General features: G+C 62.7%; 15 protein-coding genes. 2 read left to right on the top strand and 13 right to left on the bottom strand.

What is annotated here, in order from left to right; translation table 11 throughout:
* Positions 1–195: 195 nt before the first annotated feature.
* From NCR40_RS04690 to NCR40_RS04670, 5 genes are read right to left on the bottom strand one after another with little or no spacing between them, the layout of a single operon-like run.
* On the bottom strand, positions 196–2,937 hold the full coding sequence (locus NCR40_RS04690) for a DUF4118 domain-containing protein (protein WP_250508848.1): 2,742 nt from the start codon (positions 2,935–2,937) through the stop codon (positions 196–198).
* A gap of 32 nt (positions 2,938–2,969) precedes the next feature.
* Positions 2,970–3,527, bottom strand: coding sequence for a potassium-transporting ATPase subunit KdpC (gene kdpC, locus NCR40_RS04685; protein ID WP_250508847.1), 558 nt, complete (start codon positions 3,525–3,527; stop codon positions 2,970–2,972).
* An 11-nt stretch (positions 3,528–3,538) separates the two neighbouring features.
* Positions 3,539–5,671 (bottom strand): potassium-transporting ATPase subunit KdpB, encoded by a 2,133-nt coding sequence (kdpB, locus tag NCR40_RS04680; RefSeq protein ID WP_284507704.1) that lies wholly within the window; start codon positions 5,669–5,671, stop codon positions 3,539–3,541.
* A 14-nt stretch (positions 5,672–5,685) separates the two neighbouring features.
* Entirely contained in the window at positions 5,686–7,467 is a 1,782-nt protein-coding gene (kdpA, locus tag NCR40_RS04675; RefSeq protein WP_250508846.1) for a potassium-transporting ATPase subunit KdpA, read from the bottom strand.
* Positions 7,464–7,559, bottom strand: coding sequence for a potassium-transporting ATPase subunit F (locus NCR40_RS04670; protein ID WP_244827589.1), 96 nt, complete (start codon positions 7,557–7,559; stop codon positions 7,464–7,466). Before NCR40_RS04670 ends, kdpA begins: the two co-directional genes overlap by 4 nt.
* A 369-nt stretch (positions 7,560–7,928) precedes the next feature.
* On the opposite strand from NCR40_RS04670, the gene xth reads away from it, so the two are divergent.
* Positions 7,929–8,705, top strand: coding sequence for an exodeoxyribonuclease III (gene xth, locus NCR40_RS04665; protein WP_244827588.1), 777 nt, complete (start codon positions 7,929–7,931; stop codon positions 8,703–8,705).
* A gap of 16 nt (positions 8,706–8,721) precedes the next feature.
* On the opposite strand, the gene ntrC is transcribed toward xth, so the two are convergent.
* The 3 genes from ntrC to glnA form a co-directional block, all read right to left on the bottom strand.
* Positions 8,722–10,200, bottom strand: coding sequence for a nitrogen regulation protein NR(I) (gene ntrC, locus NCR40_RS04660; protein ID WP_250492139.1), 1,479 nt, complete (start codon positions 10,198–10,200; stop codon positions 8,722–8,724).
* 133 nt (positions 10,201–10,333) lie between these two features.
* On the bottom strand, positions 10,334–11,476 hold the full coding sequence (glnL, locus tag NCR40_RS04655; RefSeq protein WP_244827586.1) for a nitrogen regulation protein NR(II): 1,143 nt from the start codon (positions 11,474–11,476) through the stop codon (positions 10,334–10,336).
* A gap of 206 nt (positions 11,477–11,682) precedes the next feature.
* Positions 11,683–13,098, bottom strand: a complete 1,416-nt coding sequence (gene glnA / locus NCR40_RS04650) for a type I glutamate--ammonia ligase (protein WP_244827585.1) — start codon at positions 13,096–13,098, stop codon at positions 11,683–11,685.
* Between the two features lie 377 nt (positions 13,099–13,475).
* Here glnA and NCR40_RS04645 point away from each other — a divergent pair, with 377 nt between their 5' ends.
* Complete coding sequence (locus tag NCR40_RS04645) at positions 13,476–13,940, top strand: rhodanese-like domain-containing protein (protein ID WP_250508845.1); 465 nt, start codon at positions 13,476–13,478, stop codon at positions 13,938–13,940.
* 14 nt (positions 13,941–13,954) lie between these two features.
* On the opposite strand, the gene NCR40_RS04640 is transcribed toward NCR40_RS04645, so the two are convergent.
* The 5 genes from NCR40_RS04640 to NCR40_RS04620 form a co-directional block, all read right to left on the bottom strand.
* The gene (locus NCR40_RS04640) at positions 13,955–14,647 is read right to left on the bottom strand and encodes a copper homeostasis protein CutC (protein WP_250508844.1); all 693 of its coding nucleotides are present in this window, start codon (positions 14,645–14,647) and stop codon (positions 13,955–13,957) included.
* Positions 14,644–15,456 carry a competence/damage-inducible protein A gene (locus NCR40_RS04635; RefSeq protein ID WP_244827582.1) on the bottom strand — a complete coding sequence of 271 codons (813 nt, stop codon included), beginning with the start codon at positions 15,454–15,456 and terminating at the stop codon, positions 14,644–14,646. The genes NCR40_RS04640 and NCR40_RS04635 overlap by 4 nt, the downstream gene beginning before the upstream one ends.
* Before the next feature lie 12 nt (positions 15,457–15,468).
* Complete coding sequence (locus NCR40_RS04630; RefSeq protein WP_250508843.1) at positions 15,469–16,308, bottom strand: EI24 domain-containing protein; 840 nt, start codon at positions 16,306–16,308, stop codon at positions 15,469–15,471.
* Between the two features lie 71 nt (positions 16,309–16,379).
* A complete protein-coding gene (locus NCR40_RS04625) occupies positions 16,380–17,399 on the bottom strand; it encodes a sterol desaturase family protein (RefSeq protein ID WP_244827580.1) in 1,020 nt (339 codons plus the stop codon).
* An 88-nt stretch (positions 17,400–17,487) separates the two neighbouring features.
* Entirely contained in the window at positions 17,488–18,501 is a 1,014-nt protein-coding gene (locus NCR40_RS04620; RefSeq protein ID WP_244827579.1) for a YVTN family beta-propeller repeat protein, read from the bottom strand.
* Between the last annotated feature and the right edge of the window lie 105 nt (positions 18,502–18,606).

Raw genomic sequence — 18,606 nt, 5'->3', positions numbered from 1 at the left:
AAGCCAAAATGTGCCCGCTGATTCTTGGCATTCGTGAATGGCGACGACCCTATTGAGCCGGGCAGCACCGCTCGTCGTCTGCGCGTCCGATATCGTGAGAACGCGTCCGGTTCGTCTACGGAGCCGCAAGGTAATCGTTAATCGAAAAGACCGCGCGCCCGACTCGCGAGATTCCGGCTCGAGCCATCACGCCGCTCAACCCGCCATATCGCCATCCCGTTGCGGCGCTTCAGCCTCCTCGTCCTGCGGCATGTCCCTAGGCATCGCCTCCTCCACCGGCAACGTGAACCAGAACCGCGCGCCGCCATCGGCACGATTCTCCGCGCCGATGCGCCCGCCATGCGCCTCGACAATCGCCCGGCAGATCGCAAGGCCAAGCCCGATGCCCGGTTTCGCCGACTCCTTCTCCCCACGCGTGAACTTCTCGAACAAGCGCCCTTCGCTACCGGCAGGCACGCCCGGACCGTCGTCGTCGATACACACGCGCACGACGCGGCCATCGCCATCCTGCTCGGCCGCCGCGCTTATGCGTATGGCGGAACCCGCAGGCGTGTACTTCGCCGCGTTCTCCAGAAGGTTCGCGAGGAGCCGCTCCATCAGCACGGCATCGAGCATGAGAAGCGGCAGATCGGCGGGAACGCGCACCTGCACCGGACGGCCGGCGAGCGTCCGGCGCATGACGTTGAGCGCCGCGCCGACGGTCTCCTCGAGCATCGACCATTGACGGTTCAGCCGCACCGCGCCCGCCTGCAAACGCGCCATGTCGAGCAGATTCGTCACGAGCCCGCTCATGCGCAACGCTTCCTCGTGGATCGCATGGATCAGTTCGCGCGACGACGCTTCCGACGCCCCGCCCTCCAGCAACGACGCAAAGCCGACGATCGATGTCAGCGGCGTCCGCAGATCGTGCGATATCGCGGCCAGCAAGGCATTGCGCATGCGCTCCGATTCCATGTTGACGAGCGCGTCCTGCGCGATCTCCACGTAATGCACGCGCTCCAGCGCCAGCGCGATTTGCGCCGCGAAGGTTTCGATCATGCGCCGCTGCTCCGGCACGGCGAATTCGGCCTCGCGTCCCGTGACGAGCGCGAGCACGCCGCGCGTGCGCATCGGCGCCTTGAGCGGCAAGTAGAGCGCCGCAGCGGCTGGCAGCGTTTCCGCGCCATGTCCCGCGGGCTTTTGCTGATCGTAGACCCATTGCGCGATATCGATATCCAGACGCGCGGCATCCAGCGCCGTGTCGGGATTCGGCTCGCCCACTTTCTGGCGCACTTGTTCGGCGGCATCGGGCAGCAGAATCGCGACCTTCGCCTGGAAAATCTCCGCGACATGGCGCGTGCCGATCTCGATGATCTGCTCGGTCATCAAGGCGGCCGCAAGCTCCTTGGTCATCGCGTACATGGCGCTCGTGCGCCGTTCCCGTTGCGATGCAATGCGCGCCTCGCGCCGCAAACTCGACGTGAGATGGCTGATGGTGAGCGAAGTCAGCAGCATCACGATGAAGGTCAGCAGATACTGCGTGTCCGTTACGGAGAACGACAGCGTCGGCGGCACGAAGAAGTAATCGAACGCGGCGACGGAGAGAAACGAGAGCATGACGCCCGGCCCGCGTCCGAGCCGTACCGCCGCGAAGATCACGCCCAGCAGATACAGCATCACGAGATTAGTGATCGCGAAATGGCGCGCTTCCAGGAAGTTCGCGACGACCGTAATGGCCGCACCGATGACGAGCGCAAGAAGGTACGCATGCGGCGGCGAATGCGCGGTGAACGACATTGCGTAGTTCGTGCGCGGTTCGTCGCGTAGACCGGTGGACACGAGCGTCACGTCGATATCCGCCGCCTGCCGCACGATGCGCTCGGTCATCGGCGTATCGAAGAGGCGCCGCCATCCGCCGGGCAAGGACGCACCCGCCACGAGCTTCGACACGTTGCGCATGCGCGCATAAGCGATGAGCGTGGCCGCCGCATCGGCGCCATCCAGCGTGACGGTTTCCGCGCCGAGTTCGGCGGCGAGCTTGAGGGCGTCGAAGGTGCGTTGACGCTTGTCATCGGGAAGGCGTTGCAGGCGCGGCGTCTCCACGTACACCGCGAGCCAGTCCGCCTTCAGCGCGCTCGCGAGCCGCGCCGCCGCACGCACCAGCGCCGCGCTTTCCGGGCCCGGACCGATGCACGCGATCAGCCGTTCGCGCGCGCGCCAGATACGCTCGATGGATTGATCGGCACGATACTCGCGCATCTGCGCATCGACGCGATCGGCGGTGCGCCGCAACGCCAGTTCGCGCAGCGCGATGAGATTGCCCTTGCGAAAGAAGTTGCGCACCGCATGCTCGGCCTGTTGCGGCAGATAGACCTTGCCGTCGCGCAGACGGTCGAGCAACTCTTCGGGCGGCAGGTCGACGAGCGTGACTTCGTCGGCGCGATCGAACACGCGGTCGGGCACCGTCTCCCATACGCGAATGCCGGTGATACGCCCGACGATATCGTTGAGACTTTCGAGGTGCTGGACATTGACCGTGGTGTATACGTCGATGCCCGCATCGAGCAGTTCCTGCACGTCCTGCCAGCGCTTCAGATGCCGCGAACCTTGCACGTTCGCGTGCGCGAGTTCGTCGACGAGGATCAGTTGCGGCTTGCGGGCGAGCGCGGCGTCGAGATCGAATTCGGCGAGAAGCCGCCCGCGATACTCGATGCGCGCAGGCGGCAGAACGTCGACTCCTTCGAGCAGCGCAAGCGTCTCTTTCCGCCCATGCGTTTCGACGACGCCCGCGACCACGTCGACGCCCTCTTCGCGCAAACGCCGCGCGGCCTGCAACATGGCGAACGTCTTGCCCACACCCGCCGATGCTCCGAAAAAAATCTTCAGCCGGCCGCGCCGACGCTGCGCTTCCTCACGTTGCAGTTTGTCGAGGAGTTCATCGGGAGTGGGACGGGTCATCGTGGGCGGCGGATTGCTTCAAGCGTGATCGATCATCGAACATCGTCGAGCGCGAGATTCAATTTAAGCACATTCACTCGCGGCTCTCCGAAGAGACCGAACTGTCTACCGGACGTTGACTGCGCGACGAGCGTTTCGACCCGTGCGCGCGGCAGGCCGCGCGCCTTCGCCACGCGTTCGACCTGATACGCCGCCGCTGCCGGACTGATCTCGGGATCGAGCCCGCTGCCCGACGACGTCACGAGGTCGACAGGCGCGGACGCCGGATCGTCGAGCGCGGTGATCCGCGACTTGATCTCATCGGCGAGCGCGGGGTTCGTCGGACCGAGGTTCGAGCCGCTCGAAGCGCTCGCGTTATACGGGTTCGGCGTGGTCGCCGAGAGACGGCCCCAGAAGTAACGCGGGGCATCGAATTGCTGGCCGATCAGTTCCGAACCGACCGCCTTCCCATCTTGCTCGATGATGCTGCCGTTCGCCCGATGCGAGAACGCCGCCTGTCCGAGCGCCGTCACGATGGCCGGATAAAGCAAGCCGGTCACGACAGTCAGCGCGAGCAGCAGCACGATCGCGGGACGCAAGAGGTTCTTCATGTTCATCTCCATTATTGCCAGCCGAGTGCGCTGATGGTCATGTCGATCAGCTTGATGACCGGAAACGGCAACACGATGCCGCCCAGCCCGTAGATCAGCAAATTACGCCGCAAGAGCGAAGCTGCGCCGAGCGCGCGATACTTCACGCCCTTCAACGCGAGCGGAATCAAAAACACGATGATCAGCGCGTTGAAGATCACCGCCGAGAGAATCGCCGACGACGGCGACGCGAGATGCATTACGTCGAGCACGCGCAATTGCGGATACGTCGTCGCGAACGCGGCCGGGATGATCGCGAAATACTTGGCCACGTCGTTGGCGATGGAAAACGTGGTGAGCGAACCGCGCGTCATCAGCATCTGCTTGCCGATCTCGACGATCTCGATCAGCTTGGTCGGATTCGAATCGAGATCGACCATGTTGCCCGCTTCCTTCGCGGCCTGCGTGCCGGTGTTCATCGCGACGGCGACATCGGCCTGGGCGAGCGCGGGCGCGTCGTTGGTGCCGTCGCCGGTCATCGCCACGAGCCGCCCTTCGGCCTGATGCGCGCGGATGGTCGCGAGCTTCGTCTCCGGCGTGGCTTCGGCGAGATAATCGTCGACGCCCGCTTCGGCGGCAATCGCGGCGGCGGTCAGGCGGTTGTCGCCCGTCACCATCACGGTCTTGATGCCCATCTTGCGCAGTTCGGCAAAGCGCTCGCGAATACCGCCCTTCACGATGTCCTTCAACTCGATCACGCCGAGCGCGCGCGCGCCGCCTTCGAGCATGCGTTCCGCGACGACGAGCGGCGTGCTGCCGCGTCGCGCGATTTCATCCACGGCGCTCTGCACTTCCTGCGGAAAACGCCCGCCGTGTTCCTCGATGTACTTCTTCACCGCGAGCGCCGCGCCCTTGCGAATCTCGCGGTCGGGAAGATCCACCCCGCTCATGCGCGTCTGCGCGGAGAACGCCAGAAACGTCGCGTGCAAGCTGGCCATGTCGCGTTCGCGGATGTTGAAGCGTTGCTTGGCCAGCACCACGATGCTGCGTCCTTCCGGCGTTTCGTCGGCGAGCGAGGCGAGTTGCGCGGCATCGGCGAGTTCGCGTTCATCGACCCGCGGCGCGGGCGCGAACGACGACGCCTGCCGGTTGCCGAGCGTGATCGTGCCGGTCTTGTCGAGCAGGAGCACGTCGACATCGCCGGCGGCTTCGACCGCGCGGCCCGAGGTCGCGATGACGTTCGCCTGCATCATGCGGCTCATCCCCGCCACGCCGATGGCGGACAGCAGGCCGCCGATGGTCGTCGGGATCAGGCAGACGAGCAAGGCCACGAGCGCGGTGATGCTCACTACGTGGCCCGCCTTCGCGGCATCGACGGCGAACATGGAGAACGGCAAGAGGCTCGCGGTGGCGAACAGCAAGACGAGCGTGAGCGCGACGAGCAAGATGGTGAGCGCGATTTCGTTCGGTGTCTTCTGACGCTTCGCGCCTTCGACCATGGCGATCATGCGGTCGAGAAACGCCTCGCCCGGATTCACGCTCACTCGCACGACGATCCAGTCCGACAGCACGCGCGTGCCGCCCGTCACCGACGAGAAGTCGCCGCCCGACTCGCGGATCACGGGCGCGGATTCACCCGTGATCGCGGATTCATCGACCGATGCCACGCCTTCGATCACTTCGCCATCGGCGGGAATCGCGTCGCCCGCTTCGACGAGCACGACATCGCCGCGCCGCAGATCCGTCGATGCGACGATGCGGATCGGCGACTTCGGATGCGGCTCGTTGAGCTTTTTGGCGACCACGTTGTGCTTGGCGTTGCGCAACGACGCCGCCTGCGCCTTCGAGCGCCCTTCCGCGAGCGCTTCCGCGAAGTTGGCGAAGAGCACCGTGAACCACAGCCATAACGCGATCGCGAGGATGAAGCCCGCGGGCGCTTCGGCCTGGCCCGCGAGCGCGGCGATCCAGAGCACGGTCGTGAGAATGCTGCCGACGTACACGCAGAACATCACGGGGTTTCGCAACTGCGTGCGCGGCGCGAGCTTGACGAACGAATCGACGATCGCGGGCTTCACGAGCGCGGGATCGAACATCGAACGGGCCGCCGTGCGCGTCTGCCCGGTATTGTCCGGACGATGCAGCGGCGCTTGATTCATTTGATTCATGCTTTCCTCGAGATTCAGTGGCCGGCGATCATGCCGAGATGCTCGACGACCGGCCCGAGCGCAAGCGCGGGGACGTACGTGAGCGCGCCGACCAGCACCAGCGTGCCGAGCAGCAACACGACGAAGAGCGGTCCGTGGGTGGGCAGCGTGCCCGCCGTCACCGCGAGGCGCTTCTTGGCCGCGAGCGATCCCGCGATGGCGAGCACCGGAATGATCGAACCGAAGCGGCCGAACCACATCGCGATGCCGAGCAGGACGTTATAGAACGGCGTGTTCACCGAAAGCCCCCCGAACGCGCTGCCGTTGTTGTTGGCGGCGGAACTGAAGGCATAGAGCACTTCGGAGAAGCCGTGCGCGCCGGGATTGGCGATACCTGCCGTTCCCGCCACGCTCAGCACGGCGATCGAGGTGCCCGCGAGCACGATGAACGGCGTGAGCAAAATGGTGATCGACACCATCTTCATCTCGAACGATTCGATCTTCTTGCCTGCGTATTCGGGCGTGCGGCCGATCATCAGCCCCGCGACGAACACCGCGAGCAACGCGAACACGAGCATGCCGTAGAGCCCCGACCCGACGCCGCCGAAGATCACTTCGCCAAGCTGGATGAGCAGCATCGGCACGAGCCCGCCGAGCGGCGTCAGCGAATCGTGCATGTTGTTGACGGCGCCGCATGAGGCCGCGGTCGTCGCCACCGTGAAAATGCCCGATTGCGCAATGCCGAAGCGCGTTTCCTTGCCTTCCATGTTGCCGCCCGATTGCAGCGCGGACGCGGTCGTATCGACATGCAGCGACGCATAGACCGGATTGCCCGACTGTTCCGCCGCGATCTCGCTCCAGCAGGCGGCGGCGAACGCGATGGTCATGGCCGCGAGCACCGCATAGCCTTGCCGCTTGTCGCCGACCATGCGCCCGAAGACGACGCATAACGCCGCCGGAATGACGAGCATGGCGAGCATCTGCACGAAGTTTGCAAACGGCGTCGGGTTCTCGTACGGATGCGCGGAGTTCGCGTTGAAGAAGCCGCCACCGTTGGTGCCGAGCATCTTGATGGCTTCCTGCGACGCGACGGGGCCCATCGGCAGCGTTTGCTTGTCGTTCTCGAGCGTTTGCGTGACGGCCTTGCCTTGCGCGTCCGTCGACTGCGTCTGATACGTCGTGACTTGCAGCGTCGAGACGTCCCGATACGCCTTGAAGTTTTGGATCACGCCCTGACTCACGAGCAACACCGACACGACGACAGCAAGCGGCGCGAGCACGTACAACGTTGTGCGCGTGAGATCGACCCAGAAGTTGCCGATGGTCTGCACCGAATGCCGCTTGAAACCGCGAATCAGCGCGATGACGACGGCGATGCCCGTCGCCGCCGAAAGGAAGTTCTGCACGGTCAGGCCGAGCATTTGCGCGAGATAGCCGAGCGTGCTTTCACCGCCGTAGTCCTGCCAGTTCGTGTTGGTCACGAAGCTCACGGCGGTGTTGAAGGCGGCGTCGGGCGTCATCGCGCCGAAGCCTTGCGGGTTGGCGGGCAGCAGATGCTGCACGCGCAACAAGCCGTACAGCGCGAGCGTGCCGAGCGCGTTAAAGAGCAGCACGGCGAGTGCGTAGTGCTTCCACGACATTTCCGCTTCGGGGTCGACGCCGGCCATGCGGTAGATGAATCGTTCGACGGGTCGTGTCTTTCTCACGATCAACGACGAGCCATCGAGCACGTTCGCGATGTATCGGCCGAGCGGGATGGCGAGCGCGATCAGCACGACGATGAAGAGTGCTGTCTGCATCAGCGAATTGGCGTTCATTCTAGGTTCTCCGCGTCGAGAAGCGCATAAACGAGGTACGCGAAGAGCAGCAGCGTCGAGGCGGCGGCGAGCCACATCATCCAGGCGTTCATGCGCGGCCTCCCTGAACGCGGTTGCGCAGTAGCGCGCAGCCACGCGTGAGGGCCACGCACAGGGCCCAGAACAGGGCTATGCCGGCGAGGTAAAGCAGGTCCATTGAGACGTTCTCCCCTATCGGTTTTCGGATAGGGTGGAGATTAGGGGAGGACGCGTAAAGGGTTGGATAAGGTTGGAGGGGGCGGTGTAAAAATGGTGTAAAGAGGCGCTTCGACCGCAGCTTCGCGAAGCACGCGCCAGGCTACCGAAGCCGATCCGCCATGACATGGCGGTATCATTCGGGATGGCTATCCGCACTTGAATCGCCTTGCGCACGAAGTCCGGCGCACTCGACCTCACCAGAACCAAAGATAATCGTCGTCCCCATGAAAATCGCCACCTGGAACGTCAACTCGCTCAAAGTCCGCCAGCAGCACGTCATCGACTGGCTGGCTTCCTCCAACGTCGACGTCCTGTGTCTTCAGGAACTCAAGCTCCCCGACGAAAAGTTTCCGCGCGCCGAACTCGCGGCTGTCGGTTTCAAAAGCTGGTTCGCGGGACAGAAGACCTATAACGGCGTCGGCATCCTGGTGCGCGACGGCATGGAAGTGGACGAGGTGAACGTCATTCGCAATATCCCCGGTTTCGAGGATTTGCAGCAGCGCGTGATCGCGGCGACGGTGGAAGGCGTGCGCATTGTGTCGGCGTATTTTCCGAACGGCCAGGCGCCCGGCACCGAGAAGTTCGCCTACAAGATGCGCTGGCTCGACGCGCTGCGTGAATGGCTGCGCGGTGAGATGGCGCATCATCCGAAGCTCGCGTTACTCGGCGACTACAACATCGCGCCAGACGACCGCGACGTGCACGACCCGAAAGCGTGGGAAGGACAGAATCTCGTATCGCCCGAGGAGCGCGCGCACTTCGTGCAACTCGTCGAACTCGGCCTGACCGATGCCTTCCGCAAGTTCGAGCAGCCCGAAAAGCTCTACACGTGGTGGGATTATCGAATGATGGCGTTCCGCCGCAATATGGGTCTGCGTATCGACCATATCTTGTTGTCGGCGGAACTCTCGGCGCTATGCACTTCATGCGAAGTCGATAAAGCGCCGCGCAAATGGGACCAGCCATCCGACCACGCGCCGGTGATCGCGACGCTCGGCTGACCCCATCTGCTCCAAATCACGCGTCCAGATGCAGTTCCTGAATCTTGCGCGTGATGGTATTGCGGCCAATGCCCAGACGCTCGGCCGCTTCTACTTTCCGGCCGCGCGTGAAGTCGAGTGCTTCGCGAATCACGGCAGCCTCGAAACGGCGCGCGAGTTCGTCCATGACATCGGCCGAATTCTCACGCAAAAGGCGCGCGACTTCCGTGCGCAAGCCGTTCTCCCAAACGCCAGCCGGCGTTCCGGCCAACGGCGCCGCGACGCCGTTGGTGACTGCGGGCCCCGCCGTCATCGCGCCATCGGGCAACACCGCAATGCTCTCCGCCGACGCATAGTCCTGTCGCGGCGTGAGGTCGGGTGGCAAGTCCTTCTGCTCGATGACTTGCGCGGGCGCCATCACCGTCAGCCAGTTGCACAAGTTCTCCAACTGGCGCACGTTGCCCGGAAACGGCAGCGACGCCAGATAAGCAATCGCTTCATCCGAAACGCGCTTGGGCTCGACGCCCAAATCACGCGCGCTCTTCTGCAGAAAATGCCGCGTGAGCAAGGGAATGTCTTCGCTGCGTTCACGCAACGCGGGCAAGCGCAGGCGAATCACGTTGAGCCGGTGATACAAGTCCTCGCGAAACAAACCCTGCCGCACGCGCGATTCGAGATTCTGATGCGTCGCCGCGATCACGCGCACGTTCGCCTTGAGCGGATTGTGTCCGCCCACGCGATAAAACTGTCCATCGGAGAGCACGCGCAGCAAGCGGGTCTGCAAATCGAACGGCATGTCGCCGATTTCATCGAGGAACAGCGTGCCGTTTTCCGCTTGCTCGAAACGCCCTTGCCGCATGGCCTGCGCGCCGGTGAACGCGCCGCGCTCGTGACCGAATAGTTCGGATTCCAACAGATCCTTCGGAATCGCCGCCGTATTCAGCGCGATGAACGGTCCGTTCGCGCGCGGGCTATGTCGGTGCAAGGCGCGCGCGACAAGCTCCTTTCCGGTGCCTGATTCGCCCGTGATGAGCACGGTCGCCGCCGAATGCGACAAGCGGCCGATGGCGCGAAACATGTCCTGCATGGCCGGCGCCTGGCCGAGCATCTCGGGCGTTTCCGTCACGCGCTCGTCGAAGGCGGACTCGCCGCGCATGGACTCGTCGACGGCGCGGCGGATCAGCTCGACGGCCTTGTCGACATCGAAAGGCTTCGCGAGATATTCGAACGCGCCGCCCTGGAATGCGGCCACCGCGCTATCCAGATCCGAGAACGCCGTCATGATGATGACTGGCAAGCCCGGCAAGCGGTCACGCACCGTTTGCAGCAATTCGAGGCCCGAGCCGCCTGGCATGCGGATGTCGGAGACGAGCACTTGCGGGCTGTCGTGCTCGAGCGCGGCGAGCGCATCGCGCACGCCGGAGAAACTGCGCGTCGTGAAGTTCTCACGTGCGAGTGCTTTCTCAAGCACCCATCGGATTGATTGGTCGTCGTCTACTATCCAGATCGGCTTCATATCGTTCGGCGAGAAGTCTTCGTGTGGTTCGGTGTGAGCCCGTCGAAACGGTCAGGCTTCAAGGCTTGGAGCGCAATCGCGTCGTAAATTGGCGGCCAGGAATGTGCGTCGTTTGGATTCAGGTCGATGATCCTCAGTTTCCGAATGGCAACAGCATGGCGAACTCGGTGCAACCGGGCTTGCTCTCCACTTCGATCAGCCCGTCGTGCTGATGCACGAACGACTGCGCGAGCGTAAGACCCAGACCGCTGCCATCTTCCCGGCCCGACACGAGCGGAAAGAAAATCCGGTCGCGAATCTCACTAGGAATGCCGGGACCGTTGTCAGTGATATGCAAGTCCAATGCCAGTTTGTGCAGCTTTTTGCCAATGGTCACCTTGCGCGCAATGCGCGTACGCAGTTCGATCTTGGCGTCGCCTTGCGAGATGCGCTCTCTCAACGCTTCGGCCGCGTTGCGCACGATGTTGAGGAGCGCTTGAATCAGCTGTTCCTTGTCGCCGCGCAGGTCGGGCACGCTCACGTCGTAATCGCGTTCGATGGTGAGGCCGCGCGGAAACTCCGCGAGGATCACCGCGCGCACGCGCTCGCAGACTTCGTGGATGTTCACATCGCCGACGATATGCGGATGCCGGTGCGGTTCCAGCAAGCGATCGACGAGCGTCTGCAGCCGATCCGATTCCTTGATGATGACCTGCGTGTATTCGCGCAACTCGTCGCGTTCGCGCGCGCCGAGTTCGAACTCGAGCAGCTGCGCGGCCCCGCGAATGCCGCCGAGCGGGTTTTTGATCTCGTGCGCGAGGTTGCGGATGAGCTGCTTGTTTACCGCCGTGAGATCGTGAATGCGCTCTTCGCGGTCGGTGCGCAAATGCCGTTCGTTCTCGAAGAGTTCGAGCAGCACGTAATCGGTGGCGACTTCCAGATACGCGACGATCGCATGCACATGAAACGCCTCGCGCCCGGGGCGTTCGAGCATGGCATCGAGCCGCGTCGCGTTGAAGCGGTTTTCCGCGATGGATGCGATGGTCGTCGCCAGTTCCTCGGAGTTGGCGAAGAGATTGGGCCAGTGCGTCTGCGTGAGTTGCTTGCGCGACATCTCCAGCATCGACTCCGCCGACGGGTTCGCGTACGCGATGCGCTGCGTGCGTTTGTCGAGCACGAGCACGACGGTCGGCAACGCTTCGAGTCCCGGCAGAAGACCGGTTCCCGCGAGTTGGGTGTCGTCGGAGAGTGCGTCGGCGTGCCCTTTGCGGGCCTTGATCAGATTCTTAAGCACCATCGAGCTTTAAAAAGGGTGGCCAATGAGGTCGCTCGTGAAACTCGATCTTCTTCTTTCTTTGTGACTGCATGTGACACGCGTCAGCCACGCGGCGATTAAAAAAGGGACGGCGCGCCGTCCCTTTTTCGTGTTCGCCTAGGGCATGCGCCGCGCGCTTCATCGACCAGCCGTCTACGAAGCGCATCGACGTCATGCGTTGGCGGCGCTTACAGCGAGTAGTACATCTCGAACTCGACCGGATGCACCGACTGACGATAACGTTGCAGCTCGTTCGTCTTCAGTTCGATGTACGCGTCGAGCATCGAATCCGTGAACACGCCGCCGCGCGTCAGGAACTCGCGATCCGCGTCGAGTGCGTCGAGCGCCTGATCGAGGCCGGCACACACGGTCGGGATCTTTGCATCTTCTTCCGGCGGCAGGTCGTACAGATTCTTGTCCGCGGCTTCGCCCGGATGAATCTTGTTCTGCACGCCGTCGAGACCCGCCATCATCAGCGCGGAGAAGCACAGGTACGGATTCGCGAGCGGATCCGGGAAGCGCGTTTCGATACGGCGGCCCTTCGGGTTGCTCACGTGCGGAATGCGGATGGATGCCGAACGGTTGCGAGCCGAGTAGGCCAGCTTCACAGGCGCTTCGAAGTGCGGCACGAGACGCTTGTACGAGTTCGTACCCGGGTTCGTGATCGCGTTCAGCGCGCGTGCATGCTTGATGATGCCGCCGATGTAGAACAGCGCGAATTCCGACAGCCCCGCGTAGCCATTGCCCGCGAACAGGTTCTGACCGTCCTTCCAGATCGACTGGTGAACGTGCATGCCCGAACCGTTGTCGCCGACGATAGGCTTCGGCATGAACGTCGCCGTCTTGCCGTACGTATGCGCCACGTTGTGGATGATGTACTTCATCTGCTGCAGCCAGTCCGCGCGCTGAACCAGCGTCGAGAACTTGGTGCCGATTTCGTTTTGGCCCTGGCCCGCCACTTCGTGGTGGTGAACTTCGACCGGAATGCCGATCTGTTCGAGCAACAGGCACATTTCAGAACGCATGTCCTGGAACGTGTCGACCGGCGCGACCGGGAAATAGCCGCCCTTCGTGCCCGGACGGTGGCCGGTGTTGCCGCCTTCGAATTCCTTCGCCGACGACCACGGCGCTTCTTCCGAGCCGATCTTGACGAACGTGCCCGACTGATCCGTGTTCCATTGCACCGAGTCGAAAATGAAGAATTCCGGCTCCGGACCGAAGAACGCGGTGTCGCCGAGACCCGAGCTCTTCAGATATGCCTCAGCGCGCTTCGACAGCGAACGCGGGTCGCGCTCGTAGCCCTTGCCGTCGGCCGGCTCGACCACGTCGCAGGTCAGAACCAGCGTGGACTCTTCGTAGAACGGGTCGATGAACGCGGTATCCGCATCGGGGATGAGCAACATGTCCGATGCTTCGATGCCCTTCCAGCCGGCGATGGACGAACCGTCGAAAGCGTGGCCGCTTTCAAATTTGTCTTCGTCGAATGCCGAGACCGGCACGGAAACGTGTTGTTCTTTGCCGCGCGTGTCGGTGAAGCGGAAATCGACAAACTTGACGTCTTCGTCCTTGACGAGCTGAATGACGTCGGCCACGGATTTACTCATTACCTATCTCCTGATTAACAAAAGTCGGCGAAAACCTTTCGCCGCCCCGACCGAATCCTGTACCGCTGAAACAATCGTGGTTTGAAAAGCAGCTTCCATGCCAAGCGCACCAATCTTGCGCTAAGCATTTGAAGCGGCGCGCGTTTTTTGTGAAACGATGATGCTTTATCGAGCCGGCCGCTTAGTCGTAAGCCGACCGTTCGCACTAATTCGGTGCGCGACAATTCGGATCTACCGAGGCGCGCCCGATTTTCGTGCATTCGTTTTATCTTGCACCAATTTGACGCAGTAAGGTTGCCGCGATTCCAGCCCTCGGCACCGCTGAGAGTCTGGCACGCTAAAATGAATTTTTTGCGCTTTACCGGAGACTACGCGCCATGAGCACGCTCGAACAACTTTATGGCCAGGCCGCGAGCCGGGCCACGGAAAACAAGCTGACCTACGCGGGCGCCTTCCTTCCCGCCGAAGCCTTCGAACTGCTGCAGCTCGACCCGCGTACGCGTCTCGTCGATGTCCGCACACGCGCCGAACTCGACTGGGTCGGACGTCCCGCTGTCGATGGCGCGCAGTACGCGCATATCGAATGGATTCGCTATCCCGGCTCGGTGCCGAACGGCGAGTTTATCGAACAATTGCGGCAGGTCGCCACTCCGGATACGCCGGTGCTCTTTCTGTGCCGCAGCGCCGCGCGCTCCAAGCTCGCCGCGGTCGCCGCGCAGAAAGAAGGGTTCATGAAAACGTATGACCTGCTCGAAGGTTTCGAGGGAGAAAAAGACGGACAAGGGCATCGGAAGACGGTGTCGGGATGGTGCTTTCGCGGCTTGCCTTGGATGGGCGCATAAGCGTCGCCGTTCGTTCACTCGCCGTCGAGCAACGCCCGCACGCGCGCCACGCGTAATTCGTCGACCGGCTCCGAGCCTTTTCCATGCACGCGCACGCCAGAGCCGAAATGCACGGCCTTCACGCCTGTCGCGGCGGCGAACGGTGCAACCGCATCCACGGTGAAACCAGCGCCCGCGAGCACCGTGCAATGCGTTCCCGCCGCTTGCGCGACGAGCGCCTTGATAACCGGTCCGGCTTCCAGCACGGAAGGCTTGCCGCCCGATGTCAGCACGTTCGTGACGGCGTCGAAGCGCAAAAGCGTCTCGAACGCAGCGGGTAAATCGCGGGCTTCGTCGATCGCGCGATGGAAGGTGAGCGGCAAACCGTCGGCGGCATCGATCACGCGCTCTAGCGCTTCGGTGTCGACATCGCCATGTGCGTTCAACATGCCGACGACGATCGCGTTGGCGCCCGTCTTCGCGATTGCGCGGACGTCGCGTTCGATGACCGCGAAATCGTCGGCATCGTAGACGAAGGAACGGCTGTGCGGCCGCACGATGACGTTCACCGGAATGCGCACCGCCTCCACCACCGACTCGATCAGGCCGATGCTCGGCGTCAACCCGCCCTCGCCGATCGCCGTGATCAGTTCAAGCCGATTGGCGCCGCCACGCTCGGCGGCGCGCGCGTCGGAAACGGTCGTTGCGATGACTTCGAGCAGAATCATGCCGCGTCCTCCGGCGGCGCTTCGACCACTTCGCCGCCCAGGGCGAGCACGCCCTCGCGCAACACTTCGAACGCGGCGTTGGCCTGATCCGGCTCGCCCTTCACGCCGAGGTCGATATGCGAACGCGCATAGAGCGCGCCGCGCGCGGCATCGCCCACGCTTGGCAGGCTGAAGGCGCGCACGCCGTCGAAATCGCGTTCGATGGTCACCATGAGCGGCGTGATGCGCGACTCCGGCAACCCGAACACGAGCAACGAGCGCTCGATATAAGGCGTCGCGTGATGCAGATGCGCGTACTTGGTATCGAGCACCCATTCGATCATTGGCCACGCCATGACGGGAAAGCCCGGCACGAAATGATGATCGCCGACGGAAAAGCCCGGAATCTTGTTGTAGCTGTTCGGAATGATCGCCGCGCCCTGCGGAAACGTCCCCATGTTCAGCCGATGCAGATTCTCCGGCGAATCGAGGTCATACGGTTTGTCGCCGGCCGTCTCGCGGATGCGCTCGCGGATCAGTTCCGCCGCTTCCGGTTGCAGTTCGAGCGGCCGGCCGAGCGCCTTGGCCGCGCATTGACGCGTGTGATCGTCGGGTGTCGCGCCGATGCCGCCGGTCGAAAACACGATATCGCTCGAAGCAAAGGTGCGCGCGAGCGTCGCGGTGATGCGCGCGGGATCGTCGCCGACGTATTCGGCCCAATCGAGCGAGAGCCCGCGCGCGCTCAGCAATTCGATGATTTTCGGCAGATGCTTGTCCGTGCGCCGGCCTGAAAGAATCTCGTCGCCGATGATGATGACGCCAATGCCCATGAATGCTCCTTCTCAGAATGGAACGGTGATGGCCGACACTTGAGGCGCCGCATTCGCCCGTAGTCGTTCGAGCGCGTGCAGGCAGTAATGCGCGAACCAGAGCGCCGAAAACACCAGAATGAATGCGTATGCCCAGATGGTCGCCGCCGCGACCACGGGAAAGAGTGGCAAGAGCCATACCGACCAGGCCCACAACATGGTCGGCACCGAACCGAGCAGACCGCTCACGATGCCAATGACAAGCAGCGGCCAGCGCGCATCACGCACGATCACACGGCGTTCCTCGGCGCTCGCGTGCACGGCGAGCGCATCGTAAGTCATCACGCGATAGGTGAGCCAGCCCCACAAGAGCGGTGGAATCAGCGCGAAAAACGGTGGAATGAGCCACAGCGGCAACGTGACGACGAGCGCGATCAGGCAAACGAGCGTGGTAATGACCGAGTGCCCGAGACTGCCGTACCACGAGCCGCCGTGACGCTCTTCGAGCAGCGCGTAATGACCGCCCGGCCGGCGCGTGAGCAGCTTGATGACGCCTGGCATGGAGAGCGTGGCGATCAGCAGCAGCACGGTCACGAAGATCAGCGGAATCGCCATGATGACGACGAAAAACGGCGCGATCACCGCATGCAGCGAGGAGAAGCCGACGGCATCGAACAGGCGGTACATCGCGGCGGTGAGCGCCCAGCCGTCGAGCCAACCGGTTGCCGCGCCTGTCAGCGTCTGCCAGAAGAACCAGAGCACCGCGCCCCAGCTCAGCGTGGCGACCGCAAATGGCATGAAAGTCAGCCAGAGCATGCGTGGGTGAAAGGCATGCGCAATGGCGCGCACGAACGAACGCAGCAAGTCATTCATGCGTGATTCGACGAAGAGAGTGGAAACGACAGCATAAACCAGCGCACCGAACGGGCGCTGGTGATGGAGACTCAGACAGCCGCCGAGCTCTTGTCGGAAGCCGAATTCGCGCGACGCGAAGACAAACGCGCGCCGATCCGCTTGAACGCGAGCCAGTGCTGTTCGACGAAGCCGTCGCCGTAACGCACGGGCGCGACGCCCGGCGCGCCGAGTTGATCGCGAATACCGGTCGGCTCCACGGTGCGGTCGAACGAAGCCGAGCGAAAGAGAATGTCCCAGAACGCGAACAGCACGCCGAAGTTGCAGCCGTACGCCGTGCCTTCGTGGCCGAAGCCGATTGCATGATGACGACGATGAAACGCCGGGCTCACGAAGAGCCGGTCGCCCAGCCAGCCGTAATGCAAGCGAATGTTGGCGTGCTGCACGCTTTGCATGAGGTTCGTAATGGCGACCAGCACGACGAACTGCGACGGCTCCACGCCGATCACGAGCGCGACAGTGGCGAAGAACCCCGCCTGCAGGATGTCGTCGAGCAGATGGTTACGGTCGTCCGACCAAAGCGACATTTGCTGCTGGCTGTGATGCACCGCGTGCAGTTCCCACCAGATGCCGATGCGATGCTCCAGCCGGTGATACCAATAACCGGCGAAATCCAGCAGCACCAGATAGATCACGAACGTGACCATGGGTTGCGTGGTCACGCCCGGCCAGAGATTGTCGATTTCCAGATTCGGGATGTCATGCAGGCGCAGCCAGCTTTGCAGCGAATCGAAAACCGGCTGGAACGTGAAGAAGAAAAAGAGGTTCAGAATGCCGAGCTTGACAATCCACGTATAAAGCACGTCGATACGCACGCCCTTGCGATCCTGCCATTCCTCGGCCGGTCGCAGCGCTTCGAGCGGGCGCAGCACGGCGTACATCGCGAGCACTTCCAGCACGCCGACGATCACCCAGTAAAGAGCGTCGTAGGTGTCTTCGTCATAGTCCATGAGGCCGACCTTGAACAGGAACGGCTGGACCACGTCCACGTAGAGCATGGTCTGCAGGGCGGAGACGAAGCTGTCGAGCGACGAAAGAATGGAATGAAACATGATGCTCCGTGTGACTCAATACGGCCTGACTCAATCGTAATACAGGGCGCCCGCAAGCGCCCTTTTCCCTCTGCTTTCGCGGGCAGCCTCAGGCGCCGTTAGGCGAGGTCACCGGCGCGCGATTGAAGAAGTAGATTCCGTGCGGCGAACGGCCAACCTTGATGGTTTGGATCAGCTTACGATCCGCAAGGTCGATCACGCCGACATGCTTCGCGAAACGGAACGTTACCCAGAGATACTTCTTGTCGGCGGAAAGTTCCATGTCATCCGGCCCCGGCAAGAGGCCCGTGATGTCGCCGACGTTCGTGAGCGTGTCTTCGTCGATGATGCTGATGGTGTTCGCCACCCGGTTCGACACGGCCACATGCTTGCCGTCCACGAGCGAGCGGAAGTTATGCGCACCCTTGCCGGTCGTGATGGTCTTGACGATCTTCTGATTGCGCCAGTCCACCACGGCGACGTAATCCGCGCCCGTCATACCAACGAGCAAATACTTGTCGCCCGGCGTGAACCATACGCCCGCGGGCGTCGGGCCGACTTTCATCTTCCACTTGACCGTCTGCGTCGCCAGGTCGATCGCGGCGATTTCGTTCGACACCTGCAGCGAGATGAACGCGGTCGTGCTGTCGTTCGAAAACGCGATATGGCTCGGCATGGTGGCGAGCGGCAAGCGCTTGGCCACGGTCAGATTCTTGCCGTCGAAATGATAGATATCGAGGCGGTCGAGCCGCAGACCCGTCGACACGAACCACTTGCGATCCGGCGAAAAGCCGATCTGATACGGGTCTTCGATATCCTGCACCCAGCGCTGCACGGCGCCGGTTTTCGGATCGACGAACATGAGATTGTTCGATACCGAGTTCGCAACGATCAGCGATGACGCGTCCGGCGTGGGCATCAAGTGATGCGGTTCCTTGCCCGTGGGCACGGTGCCGACGACCTGGCGCGTGTTTTCGTCGATAAGACTCAGCGTGGCTTCAGCCGAGTTCAGGACGATGACGTTATTGGCAAATGCCGCGGTGGCGATGAAGGCCGCGCCGATAGCGAGCGCGGCGCGTGAGGCAACCGCCCGAAAGCGGCCAGACAGAAAAGATGAGCGCATGAAAAAGTAGACGTCCGAAGGCAGGCGTCATTGTAGAACGTTTGCGCTTGTCGTCGCGTTGACGGAACGCCTGTTTTTGCGCAATTTCGTTTAACGGCGCAAGAA

This window comes from Caballeronia sp. GACF4 (genome assembly GCF_023631025.1).
Taxonomy (GTDB): Bacteria; Pseudomonadota; Gammaproteobacteria; order Burkholderiales; family Burkholderiaceae; genus Caballeronia.
Note: the sequence above shows the minus strand (reverse complement) of the source record. Positions and strands in the feature narration are given on the sequence as shown.